The organism is Kitasatospora sp. NPDC047058, from assembly GCF_040643935.1.
In the GTDB taxonomy this organism is placed as follows: domain Bacteria; phylum Actinomycetota; class Actinomycetes; order Streptomycetales; family Streptomycetaceae; genus Kitasatospora.
Genome location: NZ_JBEYVJ010000208.1, coordinates 1 through 12,625, shown reverse-complemented (window position 1 = coordinate 12,625; position 12,625 = coordinate 1). Strand labels below are relative to the sequence as shown.

Annotated in this window: 10 protein-coding genes; 1 reads left to right on the top strand and 9 read right to left on the bottom strand. The window is 74.1% G+C overall.

Going from position 1 to position 12,625, the window contains the following annotated elements; translation table 11 throughout:
* From ABZ885_RS25910 to ABZ885_RS25895, 4 genes are all read right to left on the bottom strand, one after another.
* Positions 1 to 823 (bottom strand): nucleotidyltransferase domain-containing protein (locus tag ABZ885_RS25910; RefSeq protein WP_360193158.1); only part of this gene is annotated, 823 nt, incomplete at its 3' end.
* A 124-nt stretch (positions 824 to 947) separates the two neighbouring features.
* Entirely contained in the window at positions 948 to 1,286 is a 339-nt protein-coding gene (locus ABZ885_RS25905; RefSeq protein ID WP_360193156.1) for a P-II family nitrogen regulator, read from the bottom strand.
* Positions 1,286 to 2,644 carry an ammonium transporter gene (locus tag ABZ885_RS25900; RefSeq protein ID WP_360193153.1) on the bottom strand — a complete coding sequence of 453 codons (1,359 nt, stop codon included), beginning with the start codon at positions 2,642 to 2,644 and terminating at the stop codon, positions 1,286 to 1,288. Before ABZ885_RS25900 ends, ABZ885_RS25905 begins: the two co-directional genes overlap by 1 nt.
* Before the next feature lie 354 nt (positions 2,645 to 2,998).
* Positions 2,999 to 4,453, bottom strand: coding sequence for a hypothetical protein (locus ABZ885_RS25895; protein WP_360193151.1), 1,455 nt, complete (start codon positions 4,451 to 4,453; stop codon positions 2,999 to 3,001).
* A gap of 670 nt (positions 4,454 to 5,123) precedes the next feature.
* Between ABZ885_RS25895 and ABZ885_RS25890 the strand changes: the two genes are divergently transcribed.
* A complete protein-coding gene (locus ABZ885_RS25890) occupies positions 5,124 to 5,798 on the top strand; it encodes a bifunctional DNA primase/polymerase (RefSeq protein WP_360193148.1) in 675 nt (224 codons plus the stop codon).
* A 134-nt stretch (positions 5,799 to 5,932) separates the two neighbouring features.
* Here the strand turns inward: ABZ885_RS25890 and ftsY are convergent, their stop codons facing one another.
* The 5 genes from ftsY to ABZ885_RS25865 form a co-directional block, all read right to left on the bottom strand.
* A complete protein-coding gene (gene ftsY, locus ABZ885_RS25885; RefSeq protein WP_360193145.1) occupies positions 5,933 to 7,159 on the bottom strand; it encodes a signal recognition particle-docking protein FtsY in 1,227 nt (408 codons plus the stop codon).
* Between the two features lie 73 nt (positions 7,160 to 7,232).
* On the bottom strand, positions 7,233 to 10,787 hold the full coding sequence (smc, locus tag ABZ885_RS25880) for a chromosome segregation protein SMC (protein WP_360193142.1): 3,555 nt from the start codon (positions 10,785 to 10,787) through the stop codon (positions 7,233 to 7,235).
* 233 nt (positions 10,788 to 11,020) lie between these two features.
* On the bottom strand, positions 11,021 to 11,224 hold the full coding sequence (locus ABZ885_RS25875; RefSeq protein WP_045702518.1) for a hypothetical protein: 204 nt from the start codon (positions 11,222 to 11,224) through the stop codon (positions 11,021 to 11,023).
* A 423-nt stretch (positions 11,225 to 11,647) separates the two neighbouring features.
* A complete protein-coding gene (locus ABZ885_RS25870; RefSeq protein ID WP_360193139.1) occupies positions 11,648 to 11,947 on the bottom strand; it encodes an acylphosphatase in 300 nt (99 codons plus the stop codon).
* Between the two features lie 29 nt (positions 11,948 to 11,976).
* Positions 11,977 to 12,474 (bottom strand): helix-turn-helix domain-containing protein, encoded by a 498-nt coding sequence (locus ABZ885_RS25865; protein WP_360193135.1) that lies wholly within the window; start codon positions 12,472 to 12,474, stop codon positions 11,977 to 11,979.
* Positions 12,475 to 12,625: the final 151 nt, after the last annotated feature.

Below are 12,625 nucleotides of genomic sequence, written 5' to 3'. Positions count from 1 at the left end.
CCCGCCGTACGCGCTCGTTCCGGATGCGCGACCTGCTGCTCAGGGCCTGTACGACCCGCGAAACGAGCACGACGCCTGTGGCGTCGGCTTCGTCGTCCTGGTCCTGCAGGCTGAGCCGCTCGGTGGCCCGGCCGGTGGCCAGGTGCAGCGCGTCGCGGACGTCGGCCAGCCGCAGTGCGGCGGCGTCCAGGCCGTCCCGCGGGGCGTCGGCCAGCCAGGTGGCGGCGACCGCGTTCAGCGCGACCACGTCGCGCAGGCCGCCGCGGGCCTCCTTGAGGTCGGGCTCCAGCAGGAAGGAGAGCTCGCCGTGCCGCTCGGCCCGCTCCCGGCCGAGCTCGCGCAGCTCGGGCAGGCGCCCGGGGGCCGCGGCCCGCCAGTCGGCGAGGACGGCGGAGCGCAGCCCGGCGGTGAGCGCCGGGTCGCCGGCGACGTGCCGGGCGTCCAGCAGGCCGAGCTGCGCCTTGAGGTCGGCGGCGGCGACGGCGCGGGCCTCGGCGGGGGTGCGCACCGAGTGGTCGAGGGCGGTGCCGGTGTCCCAGACCGGGTACCAGATCCGCTCGGGCAGCCCGGGGTCGAGCGGGCCGTCGTGCAGCAGCAGGACGTCGAGGTCGCTGCGCGGGGAGAGCTCGCCGCGGCCGTAGCCGCCGACCGCGACCAGGGCGACGCCGGCCGGGGCGCCGGCCCCGGCGAGCAGGCCGGTCAGCCAGTCGTCGGTGAGCGCGGACAGCGCGGCGCGGCGGGCACGGCCGGCGGGGCCGGGTGCGTCCAGCAGCCGGGCGCGGGCGGCGCCGTAGTCGAGGGAGTCGTCGGTTCCGGTGGCCATGCGAAGTCCCCGTCCGTCGTGCGGTTGAGCGGGCTGCACTGAGATATGCCGTCGGCGGACCTGCGGCCACGGGGTGGTCACAGGCCCGCCTGCGGGTGGGTCTGACTGGAGAACGATGACCTGGCTAGAGGGCGTCGGGGCCGCGCTCGCCGGTCCGGACCCGGACGGCGGTGTCGACCGGGATGCTCCAGACCTTGCCGTCGCCGATCTTGCCGGTCCGGGCCGCCTTGACCAGGACGTCGATCAGCTGGTCGGCGTCGTCGTCCTCGACCAGGACCTCGATTCTGACCTTGGGTACCAGGTCCACGGTGTACTCCGCGCCCCGGTAGACCTCGGTGTGGCCGCGCTGGCGGCCGTAGCCGCTGGCCTCGGTGACGGTCAGGCCGTGCACGCCGAAGGCCTGCAGGGCGGCCTTCACGTCGTCAAGGCGGTGGGGCTTGATGACGGCGGTGATGAGCTTCATCAGGCGTCGACCTCGGTCTTCTCGGTGCTCTGCGGAGCGGCGGATGCTGCGGCGGGGGCGGCGACCACGGCCCTGGCCGGAGCGGGGGTGGTCCGGGCCAGCCCGGCGCCCACCGCGCTGAAGTCGTACGCGGACTCGGCGTGCTCGGCCTGGTCGATGCCGGCCACCTCGACCTCCTCGGCGACCCGGAAGCCGACCGTCTTGTCGATCGCCTTGGCGAGCAGCCAGGAGAGGACGAAGGAGTACGCGGCGACCACGGCCACGCCCATCGCCTGCTTGCCGAGCTGGTCCAGGCCGCCGCCGTAGAAGAGCCCCTTGGCGGTCTGGCCGACGGTGCCGGTGGCGAAGAGGCCGACCAGCAGCGAGCCGATCGCGCCGCCGACCGCGTGCACGCCGACCACGTCGAGCGAGTCGTCGAAGCCGAATCGGTACTTGAGGCTGATCGCCGCGGCGCAGGCGGCGCCGGCGATCAGGCCGATCGCGACCGCGCCGAGCGGGGAGACCGAGCCGCAGGCCGGGGTGATGGCGACCAGGCCGGCCACCGCGCCGGAGGCGGCGCCCAGCGTGGTGAACGCGCCGTGCCGCAGCTTCTCGTAGACCAGCCAGCCGACCAGCGCGGCCCCGGTGGCGACCTGGGTGTTGACGAGCGCCATCGCGGCGACGCCGTTGGCGGCCAGCGCCGAGCCCGCGTTGAAGCCGAACCAGCCGAACCAGAGCAGCCCGGAGCCGAGCATCACCAGCGGCAGGCTGTGCGGGCGCATCGGGTCCTTCCGGAAGCCGACCCGCTTGCCCAGCACGAGGCAGAGCGCCAGGCCGGCGACGCCCGCGTTGATGTGCACGGCGGTGCCGCCGGCGAAGTCGATCACGCCGTTGCGGTCGCCGAGCCAGCCGCCGTTCCCGCCGTCGAAGAAGAAGACCCAGTGCGCGACCGGGAAGTACACGACGGTCACCCAGAGGGCGATGAACAGGCCCCAGGCGGTGAACTTGGCGCGGTCCGCGACGGCACCGCTGATCAGTGCCGGGGTGATGATCGCGAACATCAGCTGGAAGGCGGAGAACGCGGTGACCGGGATCGTCCCGGCCAGGTCGTTCAGCCCGATGCCGCGCATCCCGAGGAAGTCCAGGTTGCCGATCAGGCCGGCGCCCGCGTCGGGCCCGAAGCTGAGCGAGTACCCGTAGAGGACCCAGAGCACGCTGACGATGCCCAGCGAGAGGAAGCTCATCGCCAGCATGTTGAGCGTGCTCTTGGCCCTGACCATGCCTCCGTAGAAGAAGGCCAGGCCCGGGGTCATCACCATGACCAGGGCCGCACAAATGAGCACGAAGGCGGTATCGCCCGCGCTGAAGCCGTCCGGCATCGGCGTCTCCTCATGAATGGAAGCCGCTCCACACCCGGGTTACCTGTCCCGTGCCACCCGGGGTGTCGGCGATGAGAAGGAGCGTGCCGAAGGCTGGTTTCGGCCGATGCGGCCGGTTGTTTCGCGACCGTGACGGCGGCGACGCAGGGGTTACGCCTGCGTGAACCACGGCCGTGCCGCGCGGCCGGATGGGTTACCGTGCCGCCGCGCGGCACGAGGAGTGCCGCCGCCGCCACCGAACGCGACGGCCCGCGAGCACGGCCCCTACCGCTGCCGTGACGGCCACCGACCGCGGCGGCGGCCGTCACGGTCGGTGGAGCCGGCGGGGCGGGCCGACGCGGGGCGGGCGGCGGCTCAGACCACCGAGACGTACTCCGGGATGTCCTGGACCACCCGCTCCTGGAGCCGGCTCACCGCGTCCACGCCCTGGTACCGGGCGGCGGCGGCCTCGGTGGTCTTGCGCACCCGGGAGTTCAGCCGCTCCGAGCGGACCTTGGTGGCGATGTCCACCGCCTGCTCGGCGAAGACCGCCGCCTCCTCCGGCTCCTTCTGCAGCAGGTGCACGCTGGCCATGCCGATCAGGTTGAAGGCGTACGAGCGGATGTGGTCGCCGTCCTGCCGGAAGAGGTCGACCGCGCGCCCCATCACCGGGGCGGACATCGAGGCGTACAGCTCGGCGTTGTCGGAGTGGTAGGCGAGGTCGCGGAACGAGTGCGCGTTCTCGGCGTTCAGCTCGGCCGGCGAGAAGAACTTCAGCCAGTCCGGGTCGCCGTCGCCCTCGCGGATGTCGGTGAAGGTGTCCTCGGCCAGCCGGACCGCCCGGGCGCAGCGGTTCACCTCGCCGATGGTGGCGTACGCCCGCGCCTCCATCGCGTAGAGCAGCGACTGCTGGCGGGGGGTGGCGGTGTCGCGGCTGCCGTACTGGGCCAGGTGGATCAGCTCCAGGGCGTCCTCGCCGCGGTTGAGGTGGATCATCTGCCGGCTCATGTCGGTGAGGATCAGCGCGCCGAACGGGCGGTCGCCGGCCTCCTTGGCCGCGTGCAGCGCCAGCACGTAGTACTTCTGCGCGCTCGGGTGCATGCCGACGTCGTACGACATCCAGCCGGCCAGGTGGGCCAGCTCGGCGGTGAGCCGGAACAGCCGCTTGGTGGTCGACTCTGGGTACGTCTCCTGGAGCAGGTCGGTGACCTCGTGGAGCTGGCCGACGACGGCCTTGCGGCGCAGCCCGCCGCCGTTCTGGGCGTCCCACTGGCGGAACATGACGGTGGTCTGTTCGAGCAGTTCGAGCTCGGGTTCGGAGAGCCGGCCGGTGAACGGCTCGCCGCCGTTGGCCGCGGTCAGGATCGGGGTGGGCATGCCGGTCGGGCCGGGGGCGAGCCAGCGCTGCATCGGTTCGATCAGCGCGGCGCCGGCCGTCAGGGCGAGCGAAGTGCCCAGGAAGCCGCGCCGGTTGAGCATCAGGTCGCTGCGCGAGTAGTCACTGATCAGCTGGACGGTCTGCGGAGCGCTCCACGGCAGGTCGACCCCGCCGCCCACGGTGGAGACCGGGACGACGGCACGCAGCCCGAGGTCCTCGATGGAGACGACGGAGCCGAACCGCTCCGAGAAGAGCTCCGACATGATCTTCGGGATCGGCTCGCGGGGCTGCTCGCCGTCGAGCCAGCGGCGCACCCGCGAGGTGTCGGTGGAGACGTGGTGGGCGCCGATCTGGCGGGCCCGGCGGTTGACCTGGCGGGCGAGTTCGCCCTTCGACCAGCCGCTGCGGGTGAACCACGTGGTCAGCTTCTCATTGGGTTGCTTCTCTGCCATGGGTAACGTCCCCATCCCGCCCGGCCCCTGCTCCGGGGCCCCCGATCGTGACCGCCCGACGGTTTGCGGGCTCTTGCCAGACGTGCCGTACCTGAGGTGGTGCCGAAACCACCGGCCCGCACCACCCGCCCCGTTCGCCGGAATCTCCGGCCCCGGATTCGCTCGCCGAACCGTTGGTCGTACTGGTGTGCCATCCTGGCGGACGATCCGCCAGGATCCCCAACTCCCGTCCCCCGAGGGCCTGGAGCGGATTCTCCGACGATGTCCGTGTGCTGAACGTAGTGCCCCGCGCGCCACCCGGGGGAGCGGCCCTGGCGAAACGCCACCTTTCGCCACCCCCATGAGTGAACCGAAGCAAGTCCGCACACGCTTCACTAGGAGGTCCCGACGGTCCGGCATATGCGGGCCGCCAAGTCCCCACCGGCCCCGGGCCGCAGGCAACCCACAGCAGCCACCGGCGGATTTGCCGCCCGCCTGATCGACGGCCCTCCCGCGCACACGACGATCCGGCATCGGCACCGTCCGTCACAAGGGGCGCCCGAGGCACAACCCCACACCTGGCGCGCGCCACGCGCCGCGCGCCGCCACCGCACAACGCACAACGCAACGGACAATCAACGCAAAGTCACGATCCCGTAACCATCGGCAACCAGAACCTGTTGGGGGAGGCATGGACAACCTGTTCGGCGAACTTCGACTGGGGCACCTGCGGTTGGCCCCGCTGGGCGCGCGCCGCCGCACCCGGGTCACCGCGTCCCAGGCGGCCGCGGAGTACACCGGCCGCTGGGGCTGGGCCGTCGCCGTCGGCAACCCGGCCGGTGCGGTCACCACCCCGGCCGCCTGCCACTGCGGCACGCCGCGCTGCGCCGCGCCCGGCCTGCACCCGGTCCCCGGCACCGCGCCGGCCGGCCGCTCCGCCGCGGACGTCTCGGTGCTGTTCCCCACCGGCCGCGCCTTCGACGTCCTGGACGTCCCCGAGCAGGCCGGCCTGCAGGCGCTCGTCCGGCTGGAGCGGATGGGCACCCAGGTCGGCCCCGTGCTGGCCTCCCCCACCGGCCGGCTGCAGTTCCTGGTCGCCGCCGGCACCGCCCGCCGGCTGCCCGACCTGCTGTACCGGATGGGCTGGGACGACGCGGCGCTCGACCTCGCCTGCCACGGCGAGGGCAGCTACGTCGCCGCCCCGCCGACCGTGCTCGGCGGCCTCGGCCCGGTCCGCTGGCTGCGCCGGCCGACCCGCGACAACGCCGGCTGCCCGCCCGAGGCCCGGCTGCTGCTCGGCACCCTCGCCTACGCCTGCCACCGCGGCCGCGAGCGCACCCCCGAGCCCGCCTGGCTCGCGTCGTAGTTCCGCCCGCCCGCCGGACCACCGCCCCGGGGCGCCCGTCCCACCCGCTCGCCTCCTGGGCGTCGCCGCGCCCTGGCGGGCACGACGAAGGGCCCGCCCCCGGTGGGAGCGGACCCTTCGGACGGCGGGGAGCCTCAGTCCCCGATCAGCGCGTCCACGAACGCACCCGGCTCGAACGGCGCCAGGTCGTCGGCACCCTCGCCGAGACCGATCAGCTTGACCGGAACGCCCAGCTCGCGCTGGACCGCGACCACGATGCCGCCCTTGGCGGTGCCGTCCAGCTTGGTCAGCACGATGCCGGTGATGTCGACCACCTCGGCGAAGACCCGGGCCTGGATCAGCCCGTTCTGGCCGGTGGTGGCGTCCAGCACCAGCAGCACCTCGTCCACCGGGCCGTGCTTCTCGACGACCCGCTTGACCTTGCCCAGCTCGTCCATCAGGCCGGTCTTGGTGTGCAGCCGGCCGGCGGTGTCCACCAGCACGGTGTCGGCGCCCTCGGCGATCCCCTCCTTGACCGCGTCGAACGCGATCGAGGCCGGGTCGCCGCCCTCCGGGCCGCGGACGGTCCGGGCGCCCACCCGCTCGCCCCAGGTCTGCAGCTGGTCGGCGGCGGCGGCGCGGAAGGTGTCGGCGGCGCCGAGCACCACCGTGCGGCCGTCGGCGACCAGGACCCGGGCCAGCTTGCCGGTGGTGGTGGTCTTGCCGACGCCGTTGACGCCGACGACCAGGACCACGGCCGGGCCCGCCGCGTGCTTGGTGGAGCGCACGGTGCGGTCGGCGTCCTTGCCGACCAGCTCGACCAGCTCCTCGCGGAGCAGCCCGCGCAGCTCGTCCGGCGTCCGGGTGCCGAGCACCTTCACCCGGGTGCGCAGCCGCTCGACCAGCTCCTGGGTGGGGGCCACGCCGACGTCGGCGATCAGCAGGGTCTCCTCGATCTCCTCCCAGGTGTCCTCGTCGAGGTGCTCGCGGGAGAGCAGCGAGAGCAGGCCCTTGCCCAGCGAGTTCTGCGAGCGGGAGAGCCGGGAGCGCAGCCGGACCAGCCGGCCGGCGGTGGGCTCGGGGACTTCGAGGGCCGGGACCTCCTCGACGGCCTCGGCCGTCTCGGGGGCGGCCTCCACTCCGGCCTCCGCCTCCGCTTCGGGAAGCGGGAGTTCCACCTCCTCGACGGTGCGGCGGGGCTCCTCGGTCGGCGGCGCGGCCTCCTCGCCGACGGCGGGCTCGCGCGGGGTCGGGGGCGCCGTGATGACCGGCGCCTGCGACTTCGGGGGCAGCTGCTGGCGTCGTCTGCCGGAAACGACGAGGCCGGCGATCGCGGCGATGGCGACCACGGCGATGACTACGGCAAGAATCACGTATTCCATAACGCCACCCAGTATCCGTGACCGAGCCCCGGACGGACCGCAGGCGGACGGTACCGATGGGGCGCGAACCGCCTCAGCGCAGCCGCTGGCTGATCACCTGCGAGATCCCGTCGCCCTTCATCGTCACCCCGTACAGGGCGTCGGCGGACTCCATGGTCAGCTTCTGATGGGTGATGACGATCAGCTGGGAGCTCTCCCGCAGCTCCTCCATGATCCCGATCAGCCGGCGCAGGTTGGTCTCGTCGAGGGCCGCCTCCACCTCGTCCATCACGTAGAACGGGCTGGGCCGGGCCTTGAAGATCGACACCAGCAGCGCCACCGCGGTCAGCGAGCGCTCGCCGCCGGAGAGCAGCGAGAGCCGCTTGACCTTCTTGCCCGGCGGGCGGGCCTCCACCTCGACGCCGGTGGTCAGCATGTCGTCCGGGTCGGTCAGCACCAGCCGGCCCTCCCCGCCGGGGAAGAGCCGGGAGAACACGCCCTCGAACTGGGCGGCGGTGTCGTGGTACGCGGAGGTGAACAGCTGCTCGACCCGCTCGTCCACGTCCTTGACGATGCCGAGCAGGTCGCGGCGGCTCCGCTTGAGGTCGTCCAGCTGCTCGCCGAGGAACCTGTGGCGCTCCTCCAGGGCCGTGAACTCCTCTAGCGCCAGCGGGTTCACCTTGCCGAGCTGCTGGTACGCCCGCTCGGCCGCCCGCAGCCGCTTCTCCTGCTCGGCCCGGTCGTACCGGCGCGGCTCGCCGGGCTCCTGCCCCTCGTCGCCGGTGGCACCGGCGGCTGACGGCGGGACGGGCTGGTCCGGCCCGTACGAGGCGAGCAGTTCGCCGCCCTCGATGCCGAACTCCTCCAGTGCGCGGGACTCCAGCTGTTCGATCCGCATCCGCTTCTCGGCCCGCAGCACCTCGTCCCGGTGTCCGGCGTCGACCAGCTTGTCCAGCTCGGCCTTGAGCTCGCGGCCGTGCTCGCGGTGTTCCCTGAGCTCCGCCTCGCGCTCCCCGCGCGCCTGTTCGACGGCGGCCCGCCCGGCGTCCGCGCGGGCCAGGGAGACCTCCAGGCAGGCGAGCAGCTGCCGGGCGCCCGCCGCGACGGCGTTCGCCACCCCGGCGTCGTGCGCGGCGCGCCGGCGGCGCTCGGCCGCCCGGGCGCGCGCCTCGCGTTCGGCGTGCGCGGCCCGGTCCAGCTGGTCGGCGCGGCCGCTCAGCGCCCGGACCCGCTCCTCGTGGGTGCGGACGGCGAGCCTGGCCTCCAGTTCGGTCTGCCGCGCGGCGGTGGCGGCCGCAGCCAGCCGCTGCTGCTCGGCGGCGTCCGGCTCGTCCTCGCCCTCCTCCGCCGACGCCTCGGCCACGGCGAGCCGCTCGGCCGACTCCTCGGCGGTCGCGAGCAGGCCGGCCAGCCCCTGCCCGGCGCGGTCGGCGGCGGCGGCGAGCCGCTCGGCCTCGCCGGCGGCGGCCCGGGACTGCCCGCCGAGCCGCCCGAGGGTGCCCGCAACCTCGGCCCGTTCCTTCTCGGCCTGCCGCCTGCGCGCGGCGAGTTGCTCCAGTTCCGCGGCCGACTCCTGGCGCAGCCCGGTGAGTTCGGCCAGCCGCTCGGCGGACTCGGTGCAGCGGACGGCCAGTTCACCGATCGCCCGGGCGGTCTCATCCACCGCGGCCTGGGTCTCCAGCAGGCTGGGCGCACCGCCCGCGCCGCCGTGCGCGAAGCCCGCGCCGAGCCGGTCGCCCTCGGCGGTGACGGCGGCCAGTCCGGGGTGTGCGCCGACCAGGGCCACCGCCTCGTCGAGCGAGCCGACCACCACGACGCCGGCCAGCAGGGCCCGCGCGGCCGGCAGCAACCCGGGCGGCCCGTCGACCAGTTCGGCTGCCCAGCGGGCGCCGGCCGGCAACTCCCCCGCGACCGGGGCCGGTGCGGGGGCGTCCGCGATCAGCAGGGCGGCCCGGCCGGCGTCCTCCTTGCGCAGCAGGCGCAGCGCCTCGGCGGCGGTGCCGGGCGAGTCGACGGCCACCGCGTCCGCGGCCGCACCGAACGCGGCGGCGACGGCGGTCTCGTGACCGGGTTCGATGCGCAGCAGTGCGGCTGCGGGGCCGAGCAGCCCGGCCAGCCGGTCCCCGGCGGCCAGCAGCGCGCCGCTGCCGTCCTTGCGGCGCAGTCCGAGCGCCAGCGCCTCGTGCCGCGCCGTCAGCCCGGCCCGCTCCCGCTCGGCGGCGCCGGCCTCCTCGCGGGCGGCGGCCAGGTCGCGTTCGACGGCGGCGAGCCGCTCCCGGGCGTCCTCGTGCGCGGCATCGGTGCGCTCGTCGTCCCCGGCCAGGCCGTCGACCCGGTCGCGCAGCTCCTCGTACTCCTGCCGGGCGGCCTCGGCGCGCAGCAGCGCCTCGTCGCGGGCCTCCGCGAGCCGGCCGCTCTCGGCCTCGGCGGCGGCGGCCTTGGAGCGGGCCGCCGCGGCCTGGCCCTGCAGCCGGGCGAGGCCCTCCCGGCGGTCGGCGATGGCCCGGGCCGCGTCCTTGAGCCGGCGTTCCTCCGCGGCGAGTCCGCGTTCCAGCTCCCCCCTGGTCTCGACCGCCTCGGCCAGCGCGTACCGGGCCTCCTCCAGCGCCTCGGCCAGCGCGGCCTCCTCCTCGCGGACCCGTTCGGCCTCCCGCTCCAACTCCTCCGGGTCCCGCCCGCGGCGCTCCTCGGTCTGCCCGCCGGCGGCCGCGTGCCGGGCCCGGGCCTCGGCCAGCCCGACCGTGCCGCGGGTGCGTTCGGCGAGCGCGGAGAGCCGGTACCAGGTCTGCCGGGCGGCCTCCAGGCCCGGGCCGAGCTGCTGGACCTGCGCCTCCAGGACGGCTTCGCGCTGGATCGCCCGGGCCAGCTCCTGTTCGACGGTGGAGCGGCGGAGTCCGAGTGCCAGTTCGTCGGCGACCTCGGCCTCGACGGCACGGCGCAGGGTGAGCAGGTCGTCGGCGAGCAGCCGGAGCCGGGCGTCCCGCAGGTCGGCCTGGATGCCGGCCGCGCGCCGGGCGATCCTGGCCTGCCGGCCGAGCGGGCCGAGCTGGCGGCGGAGTTCGGCGACCAGGTCCTGGACCCGGTTGAGGTTCACCTGCATCGCGTCCAGCTTCCGCAGCGCCTTCTCCTTGCGCTTGCGGTGCTTGAGGACGCCGGCGGCCTCCTCGATGAAGGCGCGGCGGCCCGTCGGGTCGGCGTGCAGGACGGAGTCGAGCTGCCCCTGGCCGACGATGACGTGCATCTCGCGGCCGATGCCGGAGTCGGAGAGCAGCTCCTGGATGTCCAGCAGCCGGCAGGTGTCGCCGTTGAGCGCGTACTCGCTGCCGCCGTTGCGGAACATGGTCCGGGTGATGGTCACCTCGGCGTACTCGATCGGCAGCGCGCCGTCGGAGTTGTCGATGGTGAGGCTGACCTCGGCGCGGCCGAGCGGGGCGCGCCCGCTGGTCCCGGCGAAGATGACGTCCTCCATCTTGCCGCCGCGCAGCGACTTGGCGCCCTGCTCCCCCATGACCCAGGAGAGCGCGTCGACGACGTTGGACTTGCCGGAGCCGTTCGGGCCGACGACGCAGGTGATGCCGGGCTCGAACCGCAGCGTGGTGGCGGAGGCGAAGGACTTGAACCCGCGCAGCGTCAGACTCTTCAGGTGCACGCGCCGGTCTCCTCATCGCTCACCGGGCCGACTTTCCGGGGCCTCAGCGGCGACTGTATCCGGCGCTGACCGGCCCGGACGTGTGCGGACACGTCCGGGCCCGCCGGTGGAAGATCCCTTCGCCTCCGGACACGACGAAGGGACGCCACGCGGGGCGTCCCTTGCAAGCTGCGTCCCTTGATCGGGGCGGCTCAGTGCACAGCGGCGTCGATCTGCTTCAGACCGGGCGGGACTCAGGTGAGAGCCGGCTCCCGCTGGTCCAGATCGATGCTGTTGAGCAGCGAGTGCTCGTCAGCGACAGCGGTGAGCGCGTCGTTCTCAGCCTGCATCCGAAGGAGCTCCGCTTCGAGGTCCTGGACGCGCTGCTGAAGCCGTCGCATCTCGGAGAGCATTCGCGGGTCGGGGCCGCCGACGTACCCGAGAAGCGCCTTTGCCATGATGAATGGTCCTCCACGCTGAGTGACCGAACCGGAACGGTGAGGTCTAGGGGGAAGGGGGACGCACGCGCGGCGCGTCACCGGCGGTGCTGGCTGGGCACCAAGGCACAACCACCGTGAGCTGGGCCCACGGGGTATACGCCTACCGGATAAACGCGGTCGTGTGCGCGGGCTTCAAGCGTCTCACCAAAGACGGAAAGGGTCAACACGATCACCGCACGCTACCGCGCCCCTGTCACCTGCCTGGCGGTGTGGTCACGCCGGGGGGTCTCGGGCCGGTCTCCACCAGGTGCTCGTGGATCATCGTTCGAAGCGGAGTCAACCACGAGTCTGCCCGGATGGCAACCGTATGACACCGCCGGTTGCCGATCTTTTCCCGGCCGTCCCGCGGCGGCGGGCCCGGAGCCCGCTCCGGCACCGGGTTCAGCGGATCTCGAAGCCGTCGTAGCCGCTGCCGACGGCGGTCCAGATCTCGGTCACACCCGAAACACTGCCGGGCGTGTCGGGCCCGCGGAGCAGCGCCAGCAGCTGCTCGCAGTCGGCCGGCAGGCCCTCCGCCACCACCTGGACCCGGCCGTCGCCGAGGTTGCTCGCGTACCCGGTCAGTCCGGTCTCCAGCGCCCGTGCCCTGGTCCACCAGCGGAAGCCGACCTGCTGGACCTTCCCCCGCACCCAGGCGGTCACCCGGACCGGTTCATCACTGTGGGCATCACGACCGTGCATGCCCCGACCCTAGCGTCCGGGTCCGGCGGTCACCGCTCCACAGGGCCCTCCATGGTCCAGCCCGGGCTGTGGATCTCCACCTGGAGGTCGGCGCGGTGCCCCTCCTCTCCGCAGGTGCGGCAGACCCAGGCCGGGTCGTACGGGTGCGGCGGGTGCCCCTCGGGGGTGTGCCGGAGGCCGACCGGCGGCTCGGCCTGCAGCCAGCGGTCGCCCCAGCCCAGCAGCGCCTGGGTGAGCGGCACCAGATCGCGGCCTGCCTCGGTGAGGTGGTACTCGTAGCGCGGCGGCCGCTCGCTGTAGGCGCGGCGTTCCACCACGCCGGCCTCCTCCAGGGCCCGCAGCCGGGCGGTGAGCCGGTCCCGGGGCGCGCCGGTGTTGCGGGCGATCCGGTCGAACCGGTGGTTGCCGTAGAGCAGCTCGCGGACGGCGAGCAGGGCCCACTTCTCGCCGACGACGTGCAGCGCGGCGGCGATCGAGCAGGGCCGGCCGGGCAGGGCGGGCGGGGCCGAAGGCGTGGGGGAGGTCACACCGCCAGCCTGCCACACAGGGTTTCGTTCTCAAACCCGTCCGTTCGCAGTGGCGGCCCGGCCTGCCCGGGTGCGGTCAGCGGTGCCGATGACGGCCACCCGGTCGTCGAGCCGACACCGGGCCCGGTCCAGGCCGCCGACGACGGTGACC

Excerpts from the sequence above, each read along its gene's own strand:
- ftsY (WP_360193145.1), bottom strand. The coding sequence starts at position 7,159 with ATGGAATACGTGATTCTTGCCGTAGTCATCGCCGTGGTCGCCATCGCC.
- ABZ885_RS25895 (WP_360193151.1), bottom strand. The coding sequence starts at position 4,453 with ATGGCAGAGAAGCAACCCAATGAGAAGCTGACCACGTGGTTCACCCGC.
- ABZ885_RS25890 (WP_360193148.1), top strand. The coding sequence starts at position 5,124 with ATGGACAACCTGTTCGGCGAACTTCGACTGGGGCACCTGCGGTTGGCC.
- ABZ885_RS25870 (WP_360193139.1), bottom strand. The coding sequence starts at position 11,947 with ATGCACGGTCGTGATGCCCACAGTGATGAACCGGTCCGGGTGACCGCC.
- ABZ885_RS25905 (WP_360193156.1), bottom strand. The coding sequence starts at position 1,286 with ATGAAGCTCATCACCGCCGTCATCAAGCCCCACCGCCTTGACGACGTG.
- ABZ885_RS25875 (WP_045702518.1), bottom strand. The coding sequence starts at position 11,224 with ATGGCAAAGGCGCTTCTCGGGTACGTCGGCGGCCCCGACCCGCGAATG.
- ABZ885_RS25900 (WP_360193153.1), bottom strand. The coding sequence starts at position 2,644 with ATGCCGGACGGCTTCAGCGCGGGCGATACCGCCTTCGTGCTCATTTGT.